General features: G+C 60.6%; 18 protein-coding genes. 9 read left to right on the forward strand and 9 right to left on the reverse strand.

The genetic code is table 11. The annotated features are described in order from the left end of the window. Positions 1-160 precede the first annotated feature (160 nt). The 5 genes from GIW48_RS27415 to GIW48_RS27435 are packed head-to-tail and all read right to left on the reverse strand — an operon-like array spanning position 161 to position 3,582. Positions 161-550, reverse strand: coding sequence for a RidA family protein (locus GIW48_RS27415; RefSeq protein WP_010210958.1), 390 nt, complete (start codon positions 548-550; stop codon positions 161-163). 15 nt (positions 551-565) lie between these two features. Next, the gene (locus GIW48_RS27420) at positions 566-1,348 is read right to left on the reverse strand and encodes an amino acid ABC transporter ATP-binding protein (protein ID WP_017135914.1); all 783 of its coding nucleotides are present in this window, start codon (positions 1,346-1,348) and stop codon (positions 566-568) included. Then, entirely contained in the window at positions 1,345-2,007 is a 663-nt protein-coding gene (locus GIW48_RS27425) for an amino acid ABC transporter permease (protein ID WP_017135915.1), read from the reverse strand. The genes GIW48_RS27420 and GIW48_RS27425 overlap by 4 nt, the downstream gene beginning before the upstream one ends. Before the next feature lie 11 nt (positions 2,008-2,018). Then, complete coding sequence (locus tag GIW48_RS27430; RefSeq protein ID WP_169987647.1) at positions 2,019-2,681, reverse strand: amino acid ABC transporter permease; 663 nt, start codon at positions 2,679-2,681, stop codon at positions 2,019-2,021. Positions 2,682-2,733: 52 nt separating this feature from the next. Then, positions 2,734-3,582, reverse strand: a complete 849-nt coding sequence (locus tag GIW48_RS27435; RefSeq protein ID WP_017135917.1) for a transporter substrate-binding domain-containing protein — start codon at positions 3,580-3,582, stop codon at positions 2,734-2,736. A gap of 376 nt (positions 3,583-3,958) precedes the next feature. Between GIW48_RS27435 and GIW48_RS27440 the strand changes: the two genes are divergently transcribed. Then, on the forward strand, positions 3,959-4,306 hold the full coding sequence (locus GIW48_RS27440; RefSeq protein WP_017135918.1) for a thioredoxin family protein: 348 nt from the start codon (positions 3,959-3,961) through the stop codon (positions 4,304-4,306). Here GIW48_RS27440 and GIW48_RS27445 read toward each other — a convergent pair. The 3 genes from GIW48_RS27445 to rpiB all read right to left on the reverse strand — a co-directional run bounded on the left by GIW48_RS27445 (position 4,254) and on the right by rpiB (position 7,706). Next, positions 4,254-5,831 carry a TerC family protein gene (locus GIW48_RS27445; RefSeq protein ID WP_138451801.1) on the reverse strand — a complete coding sequence of 526 codons (1,578 nt, stop codon included), beginning with the start codon at positions 5,829-5,831 and terminating at the stop codon, positions 4,254-4,256. The genes GIW48_RS27440 and GIW48_RS27445 overlap by 53 nt on opposite strands. A gap of 369 nt (positions 5,832-6,200) precedes the next feature. Beyond that, positions 6,201-7,181, reverse strand: coding sequence for a sugar-binding transcriptional regulator (locus GIW48_RS27450; protein ID WP_017135920.1), 981 nt, complete (start codon positions 7,179-7,181; stop codon positions 6,201-6,203). A gap of 63 nt (positions 7,182-7,244) precedes the next feature. Further along, complete coding sequence (gene rpiB / locus GIW48_RS27455) at positions 7,245-7,706, reverse strand: ribose 5-phosphate isomerase B (RefSeq protein WP_016969738.1); 462 nt, start codon at positions 7,704-7,706, stop codon at positions 7,245-7,247. A gap of 283 nt (positions 7,707-7,989) precedes the next feature. On the opposite strand from rpiB, the gene GIW48_RS27460 reads away from it, so the two are divergent. From GIW48_RS27460 to dhaL, 7 genes are all read left to right on the forward strand, one after another. Next, entirely contained in the window at positions 7,990-9,477 is a 1,488-nt protein-coding gene (locus GIW48_RS27460) for a sugar ABC transporter ATP-binding protein (protein ID WP_138452503.1), read from the forward strand. Beyond that, entirely contained in the window at positions 9,474-10,451 is a 978-nt protein-coding gene (locus GIW48_RS27465; RefSeq protein ID WP_017135922.1) for an ABC transporter permease, read from the forward strand. Before GIW48_RS27460 ends, GIW48_RS27465 begins: the two co-directional genes overlap by 4 nt. Positions 10,452-10,485: 34 nt before the next feature. Then, positions 10,486-11,493: a substrate-binding domain-containing protein gene (locus GIW48_RS27470; protein WP_017135923.1), complete on the forward strand. Its 1,008-nt coding sequence runs from the start codon at positions 10,486-10,488 to the stop codon at positions 11,491-11,493. Between the two features lie 139 nt (positions 11,494-11,632). Then, the gene (locus tag GIW48_RS27475; RefSeq protein ID WP_170040284.1) at positions 11,633-12,388 is read left to right on the forward strand and encodes an SDR family oxidoreductase; all 756 of its coding nucleotides are present in this window, start codon (positions 11,633-11,635) and stop codon (positions 12,386-12,388) included. Between the two features lie 27 nt (positions 12,389-12,415). Next, complete coding sequence (locus GIW48_RS27480; RefSeq protein ID WP_017135924.1) at positions 12,416-13,531, forward strand: erythritol/L-threitol dehydrogenase; 1,116 nt, start codon at positions 12,416-12,418, stop codon at positions 13,529-13,531. 195 nt (positions 13,532-13,726) lie between these two features. Next, positions 13,727-14,728, forward strand: coding sequence for a dihydroxyacetone kinase subunit DhaK (locus GIW48_RS27485; RefSeq protein WP_017135925.1), 1,002 nt, complete (start codon positions 13,727-13,729; stop codon positions 14,726-14,728). A 3-nt stretch (positions 14,729-14,731) separates the two neighbouring features. Then, positions 14,732-15,379 (forward strand): dihydroxyacetone kinase subunit DhaL, encoded by a 648-nt coding sequence (gene dhaL, locus GIW48_RS27490; protein WP_017135926.1) that lies wholly within the window; start codon positions 14,732-14,734, stop codon positions 15,377-15,379. Here dhaL and GIW48_RS27495 read toward each other — a convergent pair. Continuing rightward, entirely contained in the window at positions 15,336-16,235 is a 900-nt protein-coding gene (locus GIW48_RS27495; RefSeq protein ID WP_236461799.1) for a LysR family transcriptional regulator, read from the reverse strand. The genes dhaL and GIW48_RS27495 overlap by 44 nt on opposite strands. 150 nt (positions 16,236-16,385) lie before the next feature. Between GIW48_RS27495 and GIW48_RS27500 the strand changes: the two genes are divergently transcribed. Further along, on the forward strand, positions 16,386-17,876 hold a 1,491-nt coding region (locus GIW48_RS27500), incomplete at its 3' end, for an MFS transporter (protein ID WP_236490690.1).

Here is a 17,876-nt window from a genome sequence, read left to right on the forward strand (position 1 = left end):
GTCGATCCGGTCATAGTGGTAATGCTGCACAGTGGTACCCTGTGGGAGCGGGCTTGCCCGCGATGGCGGTGGTTCAGTTACCCATGGGCTGCCTGACACGCCGTCATCGCAGGCAAGCCAGCTCCCACATTGGATTTCAGTGATCTCAAGAGAGGGGCATTTAGCCTTTTTTCTTGTAGGCCACGCAATCGATCTCGACCTTGCAGTCCACCATCATGTTGGCCTGCACACAGGCGCGTGCCGGGGCGTGTTCCGGGGTGAAGTATTCGCCGAACACTTTGTTGAAGCTCCAGAAGTCCCGTGGGTCTTCCAGCCATACGCCGACGCGCACCACGTCTTTGAGTTCGTAACCGGCCTCCTCCAGAATCGCCACCACGTTGCGCATGGTCTGGCGGGTTTGCTCGATGATGCCGCCGGTGATGATTTCACCGTCTACCGCCGGCACCTGGCCCGACACGTAGAGCCAGCCGTCAGCTTCCACGGCGCGGGCGAAAGGTCGCGGCTGGCCACCACCGGCGGTGCTGCCGGCGCCGTAACGAGTAATGCTCATAAAAATTGCTCCTGATTAAAAACGAATGTTCTTCAAAAATTCCGCCAGGCGCGGCGATTGCGGGCGTTCGAAGATGTCTTTCGGCGCCCCCTGCTCTTCAATGCGGCCCTGGTTCATGAAGACGATCTTGTCCGACACTTCATAGGCAAAGCGCATTTCGTGGGTGACCAGCAACATGGTCATGCCCTCTTCCGCCAACCCCTTGATCACACTGAGCACTTCGCCCACCAGTTCCGGGTCGAGGGCCGAGGTGACTTCATCAAACAGCATCAGGCTGGGGTTCATGGCAATGGCGCGGGCAATCGCCACGCGCTGTTGCTGACCGCCGGAAAGTTGACCGGGGAAGTGATTGCGGCGTTCCAGCAGACCTACGCGGTCCAGCCATTTTTCGGCCAGGGCCACAGCCTCATCCTTGCCCATCTTCTTGACCTTGAGCAGGCCAAGGGTGACGTTTTGCAACGCGGTCAGATGCGGGAACAGGTTGAATTGCTGGAAGGCCATGCCGGTCATCGCACGGTGCTGGGCAATCACGCGCTCGGGGTGACGCACACGTTTACCGGCGATTTCGCTGTAGCCGATGGACTCGCCGTCCAGGCTGATCTGCCCGCCCTGGAACTCTTCGAGCAGGTTGACGCAACGCAGCAAAGTGGTCTTGCCCGAGCCGCTGGAGCCGATCAACGTCACCACGTTGCCGCGCTGCATGGACAGGTCGACGCCCTTGAGCACTTCGACCTGGCCGTATTGTTTACGCAGGCCACGAATGTTCAGCAGCGGTTGGTTGGTTTGAGGTTGGTTCATGGCAAGGCCACCCGCTTTTCAATGTAGCGACCGAATAACTCGATGGCGTAGTTGATGACAAAGAACAGAAACCCGGCGAACAGGTAGAACTCCAGGGTCATGAAGGTACGTGCGATGACTTGCTGGGTGCTGAGCAGCAATTCGGCCACGCCGATCACCGAGAGCAAGGTCGAGGCCTTGACGATTTCGGTGGAGGAATTGACCCAGGTCGGCAGGATCTGGCGCAACGCCTGGGGCAACAGCACGTAGGTCAGCGATTGTTTGAACGTGAGCCCAATCGCCTTGCCCGCTTCCAATTGCCCACGGGGAATGGCTTGCAGCGCGCCGCGCACGATTTCCGCCACGTGGGAGCCGCAAAACAGCGTCAACCCGACGGCGCCGGCCTGGAACGCGCTGATCTGCCAACCGAGCGCCGGCAGCATGTAAAAACACGCCAGCACCAGCACAAACACCGGCGTACCGCGCACCAGATCGACGTACAGACGAAACGGCGCGCGCATCCAGAACTTGCCGTAGGTGAGGATCAACCCGGCAAAGATACCGATCAGCGTGCCAAAGATAATCGCCAGCACCGAGCAATAAATACTGGTTTGAAACCCCGCCCAGAGCGTATCCCGGGCGATCCACAACTCATGCAGCCAGCTTGGGGACTCGTACATGCAAACCCTCCTTAACGACGGATCGCCAGACGCTGTTCCAGGTAACGGAGCAGCATGGCAATGAAGTAACAGGCCGCCACGTAGAGCGCGGTCGTGACCATCCAGGTTTCAATCACCCGGTAGCTTTCGACGTTGATCTTGCGGGCGTAGTAGGTCAGCTCCGGCACCGCAATCGCGGCCGCCAGCGACGTGTCCTTGAACAGCGAAATAAAGTTGTTCGACAGGGCCGGCAACACGTTGCGCAGCATCACCGGCACGGTGATGTAGGCGCGGATTCGCCACTCACCCAAACCGATGGCCAAGCCGGCTTCACGCAAGCCCTTGGGAATATTCAACAGCCCGGCGCGGAACACTTCGGTCAGGTAAGCACCGGCATACAGCGACAGGGTGATGATGAACGAGGGGATCTTGTCGAGCCGGACCCCCAGTGTGGGCAAGGCAAAGTAGATCAACAGGATCAGCACGAGGATCGGCGTATTGCGGATCACCGTCACATACACCGAGGCGAAGATTCGCAACGCCCGGTGCTTGGACAGCATGGCAAACGCCATCATCAGGCCGATCACGCAACCGATGGCGATCGACAGCAAGGCCAGTTCGAGGCCCAGGCCGAGCCCCGCCAGCAAGCTGGGGAAATCACGCCACACGGCGGCAAAGTTCAACTGATAGTTCATGGTCGGCAGTACCTGCTCGGGGCGCCGTCAGCGACGCCCCAGGATTTACGATTTACTTGAACTCAACCGGGAAACCGATCGCAGGTTCTGGCAAATCCACACCGAACCATTGCTTGAAAGAGGCTTTGTAGGCCGGGAATTCCACGCCGGTCATGGCTTCATGCAGCGCGGTGTTGACGAAGTTCAGCCAGTCCTGATCGCCGCGCTTGACCGCGCACGCGTAGGTTTGCGGGCTCCAGGCGTAGGTCGGGCTGCGGTAGCGGCCCGGGTTTTGCACCATCAGGTACTTGACCGAGGACTGGTCGGTGGCGGCGGCATCGGCACGGCCGGAGTTCACCGCCTGGTACATCAGGTCGACGCTGTCGTACTGGTCAACCTTGGCCTTTGGCAACGCCTGGTGCACCAGCTCTTCGGCATACACGTTTTGCAGCACGGCCACGGTCACGCCATCGCCCGCCGCTTGCAGGTCTTCGATTTCCTTGTATTTGCTGTTGTTCGGCAGCAACAGGCCCACACCTTCGCGGTAGTAAGGCAGGGTGAAGGCAACCTGCTGTGCACGGCTGGCGGTGACGGTGATGAACTGGCAACTCATGTCGACCTTGTCGGTCAGCAGGTTGGGAATACGCGCGTCAGAGGACTGCACCACAAACTCGACCTTGCTTGGGTCGTTGAACAAACCTTTAGCCACGATTCGGCCGATGTCGATATCAAAACCCTGCAACTTGCCATCCGCTCCCTGGAAGTGCCACGGCGCATTGGTACTGCCTGTACCCACAATGAGATGCCCACGTTTGAGCACATCATCGAGCTTGCTGTCCGCCGCGTGCACAACGCTTGCGAGGGAAGCCGATGCGGCGAAGAGAAAAACACACGCTTTAAACACGGAAGGTCGGTGATGCATGACAAGCACTCCAGGAGTTGTGTATTCCGCTATACCGGAACTTGGTATGTAACAACGGAATAGACAGCAGAAAGTGTGCCACACGCGCTAACGGAAAAATATGTCAGGGATAAATTCTTTTTAAATCATATGGATAGTTAACTGGCCAGGACGCGGCGTTACGCCACCCTTTCGAATCGGCTTGCTACCCAAGACCCCACACACCGGTGACAACCCTCAATCGAGTGCGCCAGAACAGTGTTACCGCGCACCCTTGCAGTGCGCGCGCCATGGATGCGTGAGCATGTCTACCTGTGAAGGTTGACAGTAGACGGCCCTGCCCGGCAGTTCTAGCGTATGTACCCAACGTCTATGAGCGGGCACGCAAGGAAATCCTATGGGCATTGCAAGCATGACTTACAGCGATCTGGAGGACTACGAGGCGCAACTGAAAAAATATGCGGCGGCCATCGTGTTATTCACTCATCCCGATTGCCCGGGCTGCGTTGGACTCGACGAGAGGTTCGAGACCATCGCCAAACAATACGCTGGCCCTGTAACAGCACTGATCGTGAATACCGACCGAAATCCGAGGGTGCCCAGCGTATCGGGCACCCCGGCGACGCTGGTGTACCAGTTTGGCAAGGTGCAGGAGCAGCTTGTTGGCCGCCCCTTAGACGCTGATGCGTTTTTCAGCGACCTGTTTGAGGACTATTCATCAAGGGAAATAACAGCACCTGTATGACCCGACGCTCCTCAACCGCCGCGACGGTCAAGCGCCAGCCCTCATGCTCCAGGCTATCACCCACCACGGGCAGGCGGTCGAGCAGGCTCATCACCAACCCGGCGAGGGTTTGATAGTCCTGGGTTGCGGCAGCCTTGAAGCCGGTACGCTGGCGCACCAGGTTAAGGTTCAAGGCGCCATTGGCGCGGTAGCCCTCGCCCTCCTCGACAATATCCGGCCCTTCGATTTCGCTGGCGTCCGGCAACTCACCGGCGATGGACTCAAGGATGTCGGTCATGCTCAACACGCCCATGAAGTCGCCGAATTCGTTGATCACGAACGCAATGTGAGTTGACTCCTGGCGCATTTGCTCCAGGGCGTTCAGGATCGAAAAGCTCTCCAGCAAATTGACCGCCCGGCGCGCCAGATGCTCAAGGTTAGGCTCATTACCGGCCAGGTACTCCTTGAGCAGTTCCTTTTTGTGCACAAAACCCAATGGCTCATCCACAGCGCCGTTGCGGATCAACGGCAGGCGCGAATAGGACGAATGCATCAGTTTTTGCCGGATGCTGTCGGCGTCGTCCGCCAGATCGATACAGTCGACCTTGGCCCGCGGCGTCATCAAGGTGCGGATCGGCCGCTCGGCCAATTGCAGCACGCCGCTGATCATCACGCGCTCACGTCGATCAAACAGCGGGCCTTGGCCGGCATCCGGCTCGCCCAGCAGGTCAGCAACGTCGTCATCCACGCCCTCTACCGCCAAACTGCGGCCACCGAGCAAACGCATCACCGCATGGGCGGTACGCTGGCGCACTGGCAAGGTGCCCTGCGCCGACTTCTTGCGACGGGCGCGGGCAATCTGGTTGAACAGCTCGATCAGGATCGAGAAACCAATCGCCGCGTACAGGTAGCCTTTGGGAATATGGAAGCCCAGGCCTTCGGCGGTCAGGGCGAAACCAATCATCATCAAAAAGCCCAGGCACAACATAATGACCGTCGGGTGCGCGTTGACGAAACGGGTCAGCGGCTTGCTCGCCACGATCATCAGGCCGATGGACACGATCACCGCGATCATCATCACGGCCAACTCATCCACCATACCCACGGCGGTAATCACCGCGTCGAGGGAGAACACCGCGTCGAGCACCACGATCTGCGCCACGATCGGCCAGAACATGGCGTAAGCCACATTGCCCGTGCGCTGCGCCACATGGCCTTCAAGGCGTTCGTGCAACTCCATGGTGGCCTTGAACAACAGGAACACACCACCAAACAACATGATCAGGTCACGCCCAGAGAAGCTCTTGTCGAACACCTCGAACAGCGGCTGCGTGAGCGTCACCAACCAGGAAATACTCGCCAGCAGGCCCAAACGCATCAGCAATGCCAGCGACAAACCGATCAACCGCGCACGGTCGCGCTGCTCCGGCGGCAATTTGTCCGCCAGGATCGCGATAAACACCAGGTTGTCGATGCCCAGCACCAGTTCCAGCACAATCAAGGTCAACAGGCCGAGCCAGGCCGTTGGATCCGCTAACCATTCCATTTAATAGAGTCTCTTTAAAGTTTTCAGAACGCCGGACACGGCAAGGCGCGGTCAATGGACCGGGACAAGGTTAGCAGTCGGAATACGGGGTGCTTCAGCGGGAACAGCGACAGTGAGTGCCTTGGGGAAAGACGACTGGGAGGCTCCGAGAGGGTGTTCATGCAAGTCCTGCAGTGAGAAAAGGACTTGAATCGTACAGTCGAAACTCAAATTTCCCACACTGCAAAACTATTACAAAATCTGTAAGCCCAACACATAACCCCTGTGGGAGCTGGCTTGCCTGCGATAGCATCACCTCGGTGTTACTGAAAGACCGAGTTGTCTGTATCGCAGGCAAGCCAGCTCCCACAGTTTTTGACCTTTGTACATTCAGGACTTACGCGTCGCATCATCCAGCGCCAGAATCGTGTGCGCATTCGTCACCGTGGTCGCCAACGTATTAATCACCCCCGAGCGCAACGCGCCAAGCGTCGCCGCCGCCTTGGTGTTCTCGCTGGCAATCGCCACCACATCCGGGATGCGAAACAACTCCTGCACGGTCAATCCGATCACCCGACCTTGAATCGCGTTGACCGCCGGCTGGCCGTGGATGTCGATAAAGTCATACCCCATCATGTCGCCCACCGTGCCGGACAAACGCGCCTGCGCGATCTCCTGCGGCGAGAACCAGCCCATGCGCACCATGTTGCTGTTCTCGCTCATGTCACCGATGCCGATCAGCGCGATGTCTGCACGCCGCGCCCGATCAAGGGTTGAGCGCACGGTGTCATTGTTGATCAGTACGCCGCGCAATTCCGGGTTGGCCACCAGTGCCGGCGCATACAGACTTTCACTCTCGCCACCAAAACGCAGGGCCAGGCGTCGGCAGATATGGTCGGGGTTCATGTATTCGCCCGCCTTGAGCGAACCACCAATCGCGCAGACAAATGTGCAGTTGCGCGTCACCGGCAAGAACACGTTATCGGCGACCGCGCCGACGTTACGGCCCATGCCGACGGCGACGATCATGCCGTCGCTCAAGGTTTTGTTCAGGTAGTTGGCCACCAGGCTGGCGACGGCCGAGCGCTGGGTGTCGGGTTCGCTGTGGTCGACCGCGATCAACGCGCGGTCGAGCTTGAAGCGCTCCACCAGCGCGCGCTCCAGCTCGTTGTTCATCGCCGGGTGCTGCAACACCCGCACCTCGACAATTCCTTCATCGCGCGCACGCTTGAGCAAGCGGCTGACTTTGGCCCGCGACAGGTCGAAGCGCTTGGCAATGGCCTCCTGAGTGACGTTCTCAAGGTAATAGAGCATCGCCACTTCGGTCATCTGATCGATATCGCTGGCAATGCGCTGGGTACTGTCACTCATGGGGACGGGCTTCCGTTTCGACGTCAAAAACCCATTCTCCCGACTCTTGCCCCGTCCCGTCCACTACTGATGCCCATCGCGCTCGATCGCGTTGATACGCTCGACCTTGGCCCCGGAACGCGCCGCCTCAAACTCCGACTCCAGAAACGATTTGACGATGCTTTTGGCCAGTTCGGCGCCGATCACCCGTGCGCCAATAGAGAGGATTTGTGCATCGTTGCTCTTGCGTGCGCGCTCCGCCGAATAGGTGTCATGGGCCTGGGCCGCACGAATGCCCAGTACTTTATTGGCCGAGATGGCCATGCCAATCCCGGTGCCGCATACCAGCACACCGAGGCGTTGCTGCCCGGCATTGATGGCGGTGGCCACCGCCAGCGCGATGTCCGGGTACAGCACCGGCGCGGTGGAGTGGGTGCCGAAGTCGGTCACCGGGTAACCCAGCGCCTCGATATGGCGCTTTAACAGCTCCTTGAGCTCAAAACCCGCTTCATCGCATCCGATAGCCACCGGGAAAGGTGTGTTCATGGCGTCTGGCTCCGCTGCCGTTTAGGTACTTTAGACTGATCATTTGATCACTCAATGAAATTTAGCTCAGTTATTTCTCGGGTATTGCGGCCCTTCTGTCAAGCGAGTTTTAGCTGACCTCCTAGTCAAAGCCGTCTAAACAGGCCTGATTTGCGCAAACAAGCGTATTTATAACTTTTTAGTGAAAGCGATTGACTGATCAGAATTTCATTTGATACACATATGATCACAGCAAAACATGACTGTGCGACCTAATAAGAATTCACAGCACGAGGACACGCCGATGGCCACGCCATTACTGCTCCAGGCTGAACACGTCGCCAAGGCTTACGCCGGGGTGCCTGCCCTGCGTGACGGGCGCCTTTCTCTGCGGGCCGGCAGCGTGCATGCGCTGTGCGGCGGCAATGGCGCCGGCAAGTCGACCTTCCTGAGCATCTTGATGGGCATCACCCAGCGTGACGCCGGGACCATCCTGCTCAACGGCACGCCCGTACAGTTCAACCGCCCAAGTGAAGCCCTGGCGGCGGGGATCGCGATGATCACCCAGGAACTGGAGCCCATCCCTTACATGACCGTCGCCGAAAATATCTGGCTGGGCCGCGAACCGCGCCGCGCCGGTTGCATCGTCGACAGCAAGACCCTCAACCGCCGCACCCGCGAGCTGCTCGAAAGCCTGGAATTCGAGGTCGATGCCACCAGCCCCATGCACCGCCTGAGCGTGGCGCAGATTCAACTGGTGGAAATCGCCAAGGCGTTCAGCCATGACTGCCAGGTGATGATCATGGACGAACCGACCTCGGCAATCGGCGAGCGCGAAGCGGAAACCTTGTTCAAGGCCATTCGCCGCCTCACCGCACGCGGCGCCGGTATCGTGTACGTGTCGCACCGCTTGAGCGAGCTGGCGCAGATCGCCGACGAGTACAGCATCTTCCGTGACGGCGCCTTTGTGGAAAGCGGGCGCATGGCCGATATCGACCGCAACCACCTGGTGCGCGGGATTGTCGGCCAGGAGCTGACACGCATCGACCACAAGGTCGGCCGCGAATGCGCCGCCACTACCTGCCTGCAAGTCGACAACCTGAGCCGTAATGGCGAGTTCCACGACATCAGCCTGCAACTGCGCCAGGGCGAAATCCTCGGCATCTATGGGCTGATGGGTTCGGGGCGCAGCGAGTTTCTCAACTGCATCTATGGGCTGACGGTTGCGGACTCCGGCAGCGTGACCCTGCAAGGCAAGCCCATGCCCATCGGCCTGCCCAAAGCCACGATCAACGCCGGTATGTCGCTGGTCACCGAAGACCGCAAAGACAGCGGCCTGGTGCTCACCGGCAGCATTCTGTCCAACATTGCACTGTCGGCCTACAAGCGCCTGTCGAGTTGGTCGCTGATCAATGCGCGCAAGGAAACCCAACTGGCCGAGGACATGGTCAAGCGCCTGCAGATCAAGACCAGTTCACTGGAATTGCCGGTAGCGTCCATGAGCGGCGGCAACCAGCAGAAAGTCGTGCTCGCCAAATGCCTGTCGACCGAGCCGGTGTGCCTGCTCTGCGACGAGCCGACCCGTGGCATCGATGAAGGCGCCAAGCAGGAGATCTACCACCTGCTCGACCAGTTCGTGCGCGCCGGTGGCGCTGCCATCGTGGTGTCGTCCGAAGCCCCGGAACTGCTGCATTTAAGTGATCGCATCGCCGTATTCAAGGGCGGCCGACTGGTGACCATCAGCACCGACACCGCCCTTTCCCAGGAAGCCTTGCTGAGTCTTGCCTCATGAATGCCAAAACCATCGCACCGCCCATGACCACCGCGCCGCGCAATCGCCTGCGCTTGTCCCTCGATCGCTTCGGCCTGCCGCTGGTGTTTATCCTGCTGTGCGTGGTGATGGCGTTTTCCAGCGAATACTTCATGACCTGGCGCAACTGGATGGACATCCTGCGCCAGACCTCGATCAACGGCATCCTGGCCGTAGGCATGACCTACGTGATCCTCACCAAGGGCATCGACCTGTCGGTGGGCTCGATCCTGGCCTTTGCCGGGCTGTGCAGCGCCATGGTTGCGACCCAGGGTTATGGCCTGCTGGCGGCAGTCAGTGCGGGGATGTTTGCCGGTGCGATGCTCGGTGTGGTCAATGGTTTTATGGTCGCCAACCTGTCGATCCCGCCGTTCGTGGCCACCCTCGGCATGCTCAGCATCGCGCGGGGCATGACCTTCATCCTCAATGACGGCAGCCCGATCACCGACCTGCCCGACGCCTACCTGGCGCTGGGCATCGGCAAGATCGGCCCGATTGGCGTGCCCATCGTGATCTTCGCAGTGGTCGCGCTGATCTTCTGGATGGTGCTGCGCTACACCACTTACGGCCGCTACGTGTACGCGGTGGGCGGCAATGAAAAGAGTGCGCGCACCTCGGGTATCGGCGTGCGCAAGGTGATGTTTTCGGTGTACGTGGTCTCGGGTCTGCTCGCCGGATTGGCCGGCGTAGTGCTCTCGGCACGCACCACCTCCGCCCTGCCCCAGGCCGGGGTTTCTTATGAGCTGGACGCGATTGCCGCCGTGGTAATCGGCGGCACCAGCCTGTCGGGCGGCACCGGCAGCATTGTCGGCACGCTGTTTGGTGCGCTGCTGATCGGCGTGATCAACAACGGGCTGAACCTGCTCGGCGTGTCCTCCTATTACCAGCAGGTCGCCAAGGGCCTGATCATCGTGTTCGCAGTACTGATCGACGTGTGGCGCAAGAAAAAACGCTAGAGAACGACCCACAACAATAACCGGAGTTCTACTCATGAAACTTGGTACCACTTTGGCCGCCGCGGCGACCCTCACCCTGCTCGCCAGCAGCATTGCCTTTGCCGCCGATGGCAAGACCTACAAGATCGGCGCGGCCGTCTACGGCCTCAAGGGCCAGTTCATGCAGAACTGGGTCCGCGAGCTGAAAGAACACCCGGCGGTCAAAGACGGCACCGTGCAACTGACGGTGTTCGACGGCAACTATGACGCCCTGACCCAGAACAACCAGATCGAAAACATGGTGACCCAGCACTACGACGCCATCCTGTTCGTGCCGATCGACACCAAGGCCGGTGTCGGCACCGTGAAGCAAGCCATGAGCAACGACGTGGTGGTCATCGCCTCCAATACGAAAGTAGCCGATGCCTCCGTGCCTTATGTGGGTAACGACGACGTGGAAGGCGGCCGCCTGCAGGCCCAGGCCATGGTCGACAAGCTCAACGGCAAAGGTAATGTGGTGATCATCCAGGGCCCGATTGGCCAGTCGGCGCAGATCGATCGGGAAAAAGGCGAGCTGGAAGTGCTGAGCAAGCACCCGGACATCAAGATCATCGAGAAAAAGACCGCCAACTGGGACCGCGCCCAGGCCCTGACCCTCACCGAAGACTGGCTGAACGCGCACCCCAAAGGCATCAACGGCGTGATCGCGCAAAACGACGATATGGCCCTGGGTGCCGTGCAGGCGCTGAAGTCCCACGGGTTGACCTCCAAAGACGTGCCGGTCACCTCTATCGACGGCATGCCGGACGCGATCCAGGCGGCGAAGAAAGACGAAGTCACCACCTTCCTGCAAGACGCCCAGGCCCAATCCCAAGGCGCGCTGGATGTGGCGTTGCGCGCACTGGCCGGCAAGGACTACAAGCCGCAATCGGTGATCTGGGAGCGCTACGGCAAGGACGTGAAATGGGGCGATGGCACCGCCAAGAACTACATCCTGCCGTGGGTGCCCGTCACTAACGCGAATGCCGATGCGCTGTACCAACAAGTCAGCGGCGGCAAGTAGCTTGATCGTTCCCACGCTCCGCGTGGGAATGCATCCCGTGACGCTCCGCGTCACCCAACATCGGGACGCAGAGCGTCCCAGGCGGCATTCCCACGCAGAGCGTGGGAACGATCAACTGCTTTCGAAAATGGAGTCATTCATGTCTGGATTCTGGAACCAAGCCTTCGACCTCACCGGCCGTTGCGCGGTGATCACCGGCGGCGCCGCCGGCATTGGCCTGGCCTGCGCCCACCTGCTGGTGGAACGCGGCGCCCGCGTGGCCTTGCTCGACCGCGACCCGGCGGTGGTGCACGTCGCGGCCAGCCTGGGCGACGGCCACCTGGGTATTGCCGTCGACCTCGGCCAGATCGGCCAGATACAGCGCACCATCGACAGCGTATTCGAACATTTCCAGCGCCTGGATTACCTGATCAACAGCGCCGGCGTGGTGTTGCTGGACAAGGCCATCGACGTCAGCGAAAGCGCCTGGGACACCACCCTGGACATCAACCTCAAGGCCAGCTTCTTTGTGGCCCAGGCCTGCGCCAGACACATGTTGGCGCAGGGCAGCGGGCGCATCGTCAACCTGGCCTCCCAGGCCGCCGTGATTGGCCTGGACCGTCACGTCGCCTACTGCGCGAGCAAGGCCGCCATCGTCGGCATGACCAAAGTGCTGGCCATGGAATGGGCGCCACAGATCAACGTCAACGCCATTTCCCCGACCATCGTCGAGACCGCCCTGGGCAAAAAAGCCTGGGCCGGTGAAGTGGGTGAAAAGGCCAAATTGCAGATCCCGGCCGGCCGCTTCGCCCAGCCGGAAGAAATCGCCGGGCTGGCGCTGTACCTGCTCAGCGACGCCGCGCAGATGATCACCGGCGCCAACATGGTGATCGATGGCGGCTACAGCATTCAGTAATTCATCTTTTGTCGTGAGGTTTTTGCCATGTCCACCGCCACCGAACGCACACCTGAACACCTCTCCCCGGTCATCCCGAAAACCATGCAGGCCGTGGTCTGCCACGGCCCGGAAGACTATCGCCTGGAAACTGTCGACGTGCCCACGCCCGGCCCCGACGAGATTCTCACCAAAGTCGAGCTGTGCGGCATCTGCATGGGTGACATCAAGACCTATCGCGGCGCGCCGTCGTTCTGGGGCGATGCCGAGCAACCGCGCTATGTGAAGCCGCCGATGATTCCGGGGCATGAGTTCGTCTGCCGTGTGGTTGCCCTCGGCCCAGGCGCAGAAAAACGTGGCGTGGCAGTCGGTGACCGAGTGATCTCCGAGCAGATCGTGCCGTGCTGGGGCTGCCGTTTCTGCAACCACGGCCAGTACTGGATGTGCCAGAAGCACGACCTCTACGGTTTCCAGAACAACGTGCAGGGCGCCATGGCCCAGTACATGATCTTTACCAAGGAAGGCATCATCCACAAAGTGCCGGAATCCATCGCCCCGGATGAAGCCATTTTGATCGAGCCGCTGGCCTGCTCGCTGCACGCGGCCGAACGCGCGAATGTCGACCATGACGACGTGGTGGTGGTCGCCGGTGCCGGCACCTTGGGCCTGGGCATTATCGGCGCGGTGCGCCTGCGCAACCCGAAAAAGCTCATCGTGCTGGACATGAAACCCGAACGCGCCGCCCTCGCCTTGCGCATGGGCGCCGACGAGGTGTGGAACCCGGCCGAAGTCGACGTGATGGCCAAGATCCGCGCGATCACCGACGGCTATGGTTGCGACATTTATATCGAAGCCACCGGGCACCACAAGGCGGTAAACCAGGGCCTCGCGATGCTGCGCAAGCTGGGGCGTTTCGTCGAATTCAGCGTGTTCAATGACGAGGCCACGGTAGATTGGTCGATCATCGGCGACCGCAAGGAACTGGATATTTTGGGTTCACACCTGGGACCCTACATGTACCCGCGCGCCATCGACTTTATCGGTAACCGCAAGATCGACATGCGCGACGTGGTGACTCACAAGTTTGCGCTGGCGGACTTCAAGGAAGCATTTGCGGTGATGGAGCGCGGGGACAAGTCGCTCAAAGTAGTCCTGCAACCCTGATTTCAACAACACCACCTCACCCTGTGGGAGCCGGGCTTGCAGTGGCGAGGGAGCTTGCTCCCGCTGACTGCGCTGCGGTCTGCGGCTTTTTGGGGGCGCTTCGCACCCCAGCGCAAGCAAGCTTGCTCGCCACAATAAGCCAGCTTTCACAATTAAAAGTGTTGCCCTTCAAGAACAAGAACAGGAACCCGCGTTATGAATCGAGTCATCAACGATCCGGACCAAGTGGTCGAGGACATGCTGCGCGGCATCCTGGTCGCGCACCCCGAGCTGCGCCAGTACGAAACCAACCCAAGGGTCATCACCAAGGCCAAGCCATCGGCAGCCGGCCGCGTCGGCATCGTCACCGGCGGCGGCTCCGGCCATGAACCGGCCTTCCTCGGTTACGTCGGCCCAGGCCTGGTGGATGCCGTGGCCGTCGGCGAGATTTTCTCTTCACCCACCGCCAAAAGCTTTTTCGACGCCTTCCGCGCCGCTGACCATGGCGCGGGCGTGGCCTGTCTGTACGGTAACTACGCCGGCGACAACATGAACGTGAAGCTGGCCATGAAAATGGCTGCCAGCAAAGACATGCGCATCCGCACCGTGGTCGCCAACGACGACGTGGCTTCCGCGCCCAAGGCCGATATCGCCAAGCGCCGTGGCGTGGCCGGCGAAATATTCATGTGGAAGATCGGCGGCGCTGCGGCTGCCCAGCATTACGACCTGGATGGCGTGATTCGCGTCGCACAGAAAACCGTGGATAACTGCCGCTCCATCGGCATCGGCCTCACGCCCTGCACCATTGCGGCCGTGGGCAAACCGAACTTCCAGATTCCCGATGGCCAGATGGAACTGGGCATCGGCCATCACGGCGAACCGGGCATTGAAGTGATCGCCATTGAACCGGCTGCCGCCATGGCCGAGCGCATGCTCGCGCCGATCCTCGCCGACCGCGATTTCAGCCAGGATGACAGTGTGGTGGTGCTGGTCTCGGGCCTGGGCGCCACGCCGGTGATGGAGCTGTATGTGTTCTACGCCGAGGTCGAAAGCCAACTCAAGGCCAAGGGTTTGAAGATTCACCGTTGCTACGTCGGCAACTACTTCACCTCCCTGGAAATGATGGGCGTGACCCTGACCCTGCTCGGCCTCGACGCGGAGCTTAAAACCCTGATCGACCAACCCTGCCGTTCCATCGGCATGACCCAGGCGGAGTGAACCATGAGCCAGCATTTTTCCACCCGCGACGGCAGCGCCATTGTTGCCGATCTGGTCAGCGTGATCGTGGCCAACCGTGAATACCTCAGTGAAATTGACGGCGCCATTGGCGACGGCGACCACGGCATCAACATGGCCAAGGGCTTTGCCCATTGCGGGCGCAGCCTCGAAGGCCGCCAACTGACCCTGGCCGAAGCTCTGGATGAACTGACCCTGAGCCTGATGGAAGGCATCGGCGGCTCCATGGGGCCGCTGTATGGCAGCCTGTTTATCGGCATGGCCGACGAAGTGCGCAGCAGCGATGACATCGACGCGGCAACCTTTGCCCACCTGCTGCGCGGCGGCCTGACCTCGTTGCAGGACATCACCGAAGCGGGCGTGGGCGACAAGTGCTTGATGGACACGCTGATCCCGGCAGTTGAAGCCTTTGAGCGTGCGCATGCCAGTGGCGCGTCGTTTAATGATGCGCTGGAGGCGATGAAAACCGCCGCGTCCCAAGGGCGCGATTCGACCAAAGACCTGATCGCCAAAATCGGTCGCGCCAGCCGCCTGGGCGAGCGCTCGCTGGGTGTACTGGATGCGGGGGCGGTGTCGTGCTGCCTGATTCTTACGCGCCTGGCCGATTCCGTGCAGCCTCGGCTGACTGCTTGACCTGCTGGATATAACGCGCCACCGCCGGCGCTTTTTCAAAGCGCCGGTGAATCAGCGACAGCCACGACAACGCTGCATCATCCTGATGAATCGTGCGGTAGACCACGCCCGGCAAACCCACATGCCCGACCATCGATGCCGGCACCACCGCCACGCCCTGCCCTAACGACACCAACGCTACCACCGCAACCAACCCGCCCGGCTGCGGCCCCAGGCGCGGCGCGAAACCACCCTGCGCCGCGACATGCAAAGTGCCGCTGATTTGTTCCGGCAATATAAACGTCTCGTTTTGCAGGTGTTCGCAGCCGATGGCCTTGAGCCCCAGCAGCCAGGAATCCTGAGGCAGCGCCAACACAAAGCCTTCGCTGTCCAGGCGCACCGCCTCCACACTGTCGGGCAAGGTCATGGGCGAGCGGATATAGCCGATGTCATAACGCCCATCGGCTACAGCACTGGGTAACGTCGCCATTGCGCATTCGCGCACATTCACACTCACATCGGGAAACGCCTGGCTGAACGCCTGCATTTGTTTTTGCAGCAGCCCCGAATACACCGCCGACGCCACATAGCCCAATTCGATATGCCCGATTTCTCCCCGCCCGGCACGCTGGGCATTGCGTTGGGCGAACTCGAACTGGCGCACGGTGGCTTCGGCCTCAATCAACAACGCGGCGCCGGCTTCAGTGAGGCTGACTTCACGTTGCTGACGGATAAACAGGCGCGTGCCCAGCGTGGCTTCCATGTCCTGGATCTGGCGACTCAAGGTCGGCGGCGCGATGCCCAGTTGCTCAGCCGCGCGAGTGAAATTGCGCTGCCTGGCGACGGCGAGAAAGTAGCGGAAATGGCGGATTTCCATTCAGGCATTAGCTCAAAGGTAATGAAGTGCAGGGTTCCAGCTAATAAAACAGAGCATAGCCGGAGATAAGCTCAACGTACTTCCACACTAGAGAGCCCTTGCGATGCACGTCAACTGTGTTTCCCATATTACCTGTAAGGCAATCAAGCCATGAGCCGGGTTAGCCCGCGCCTCACCCTGCTGACCGCCTCCGGCGTCTGCTCGCTGATTGTGCTCGACACCAATATCGTCGCCGTCACGCTGCCAAGTATTGCGCGCGACCTGGGTGCGAATTTCGCCGATATCGAGTGGGTGGTCAGCGCCTACATGCTGGCGTTCGCCGCGTTATTGCTGCCCGCCGGCAGCATCGCCGACCGCTTTGGTCGCAAGCGGTCGCTGATCTGGGGCTTGAGCATTTTCATCCTCGCCTCGCTGGGCTGTGGCGCTGCACCGAATGCGTTGCTCCTGGACATCGCCCGCGCCGTCAAAGGTGTCGGCGCAGCCTTGCTGCTGACCGCTGCCCTGGCCTCCATCGGCCACACCTTTCACGATGAAGTAGAGCGTGCCAAAGCCTGGGCGTTCTGGGGTGCCTGCATGGGCGTGGCGATGACCGCCGCGCCGACGCTCGGCGGCGTGATCACCCAGTACTTGGGCTGGCGCTGGATCTTCTACCTCAACCTGCCCGTGGGCCTGGGGTTGATGGCGTTGGCGCTGCGGGCGATTCCCGAATCACGCGACACTCAATCGGCACGCCTGGACCCATGGGGCAGCCTGGCCTTCAGTGCCAGCCTGTTGTGCCTGATCTGGGGTTTGATCGAGGCCAATCGCATCGGCTGGGATAACCCGCTGACCTACGCACGCCTGATTGGCGGCGCAGTGTTGCTGGGGGTGTTTGTGCTGGTCGAACGTGTGCAACAGCGGCCTATGGTCGACTTGCAGCTGTTCCGCCATCCGCGTTTTATCGGCGCGCTGCTGGGGATGTTTGCCTACGCCGGGTGCGCTCAGGTGATGATGACGTTGCTGCCGTTTTATCTGCAAAACGGTCTGGGGTTTTCGGCCATAGCGTCGGGTCTGGGTATGTTGCCGTTTGCCCTGACCATGCTTATTTGCCCACGCATCGGTGCACGGCTGGCCGGACGCTTTGCGCCTGCAACGATGATGGTAACCGGTTTGATTCTGGTGGGCTGCGGCAACCTGTTAAGCGCCTGGGCGGTCAATGCGGGCGGTTATCTGCCCTTCGCGCTGGCGATTGCGGTGACGGGCGCCGGTGCGGGCCTGCTCAATGGCGATACGCAGAAAAACATCATGGCCTGCGTGCCACGTGACCGCGCGGGCATGGCGTCGGGCATGAGTACCACCATGCGTTTCAGCGCGATCATGTTGGCCATCGGCGTGTATGGGGCGTTGCTGAGCAGCCATAGTGAGCAGTTGCTGAGCACAAGTATCGACCCGCAATGGCAGGCGCAAGTGGCGGGGATTGCGTCGCGAGTGGTGGCCGGGGATATGCCGGCGGCGATGGGCTTGCTGCCGGAACCGGCGCGGGCGATGGTGCAGCCATTGGCCCGACAGGCGTTTGTGGGTGGGTTCAGGCTGTCTCTTATTCACATCCGGTGCTGCCGCCGAAGCGCCACAGCCGGGGGTGGTCGTGTGGGCGTGGGCGGG

Source organism: Pseudomonas sp. PA-6-3C (assembly GCF_021605825.1).
Classification (GTDB): Bacteria; Pseudomonadota; Gammaproteobacteria; order Pseudomonadales; family Pseudomonadaceae; genus Aquipseudomonas; species Aquipseudomonas edaphica.

What these genes read in the sequence shown, in the direction of transcription:
- GIW48_RS27435 (WP_017135917.1), bottom strand. Translation starts at nt 3,582, where the DNA reads ATGCATCACCGACCTTCCGTGTTTAAAGCGTGTGTTTTTCTCTTCGCC.
- GIW48_RS27475 (WP_170040284.1), top strand. Translation starts at nt 11,633, where the DNA reads ATGTCTGGATTCTGGAACCAAGCCTTCGACCTCACCGGCCGTTGCGCG.
- dhaL (WP_017135926.1), top strand. Translation starts at nt 14,732, where the DNA reads ATGAGCCAGCATTTTTCCACCCGCGACGGCAGCGCCATTGTTGCCGAT.
- GIW48_RS27450 (WP_017135920.1), bottom strand. Translation starts at nt 7,181, where the DNA reads ATGAGTGACAGTACCCAGCGCATTGCCAGCGATATCGATCAGATGACC.
- GIW48_RS27440 (WP_017135918.1), top strand. Translation starts at nt 3,959, where the DNA reads ATGGGCATTGCAAGCATGACTTACAGCGATCTGGAGGACTACGAGGCG.
- GIW48_RS27485 (WP_017135925.1), top strand. Translation starts at nt 13,727, where the DNA reads ATGAATCGAGTCATCAACGATCCGGACCAAGTGGTCGAGGACATGCTG.
- rpiB (WP_016969738.1), bottom strand. Translation starts at nt 7,706, where the DNA reads ATGAACACACCTTTCCCGGTGGCTATCGGATGCGATGAAGCGGGTTTT.
- GIW48_RS27460 (WP_138452503.1), top strand. Translation starts at nt 7,990, where the DNA reads ATGGCCACGCCATTACTGCTCCAGGCTGAACACGTCGCCAAGGCTTAC.
- GIW48_RS27465 (WP_017135922.1), top strand. Translation starts at nt 9,474, where the DNA reads ATGAATGCCAAAACCATCGCACCGCCCATGACCACCGCGCCGCGCAAT.
- GIW48_RS27415 (WP_010210958.1), bottom strand. Translation starts at nt 550, where the DNA reads ATGAGCATTACTCGTTACGGCGCCGGCAGCACCGCCGGTGGTGGCCAG.
- GIW48_RS27425 (WP_017135915.1), bottom strand. Translation starts at nt 2,007, where the DNA reads ATGTACGAGTCCCCAAGCTGGCTGCATGAGTTGTGGATCGCCCGGGAT.
- GIW48_RS27430 (WP_169987647.1), bottom strand. Translation starts at nt 2,681, where the DNA reads ATGAACTATCAGTTGAACTTTGCCGCCGTGTGGCGTGATTTCCCCAGC.
- GIW48_RS27470 (WP_017135923.1), top strand. Translation starts at nt 10,486, where the DNA reads ATGAAACTTGGTACCACTTTGGCCGCCGCGGCGACCCTCACCCTGCTC.
- GIW48_RS27495 (WP_236461799.1), bottom strand. Translation starts at nt 16,235, where the DNA reads ATGGAAATCCGCCATTTCCGCTACTTTCTCGCCGTCGCCAGGCAGCGC.
- GIW48_RS27420 (WP_017135914.1), bottom strand. Translation starts at nt 1,348, where the DNA reads ATGAACCAACCTCAAACCAACCAACCGCTGCTGAACATTCGTGGCCTG.
- GIW48_RS27480 (WP_017135924.1), top strand. Translation starts at nt 12,416, where the DNA reads ATGTCCACCGCCACCGAACGCACACCTGAACACCTCTCCCCGGTCATC.
- GIW48_RS27445 (WP_138451801.1), bottom strand. Translation starts at nt 5,831, where the DNA reads ATGGAATGGTTAGCGGATCCAACGGCCTGGCTCGGCCTGTTGACCTTG.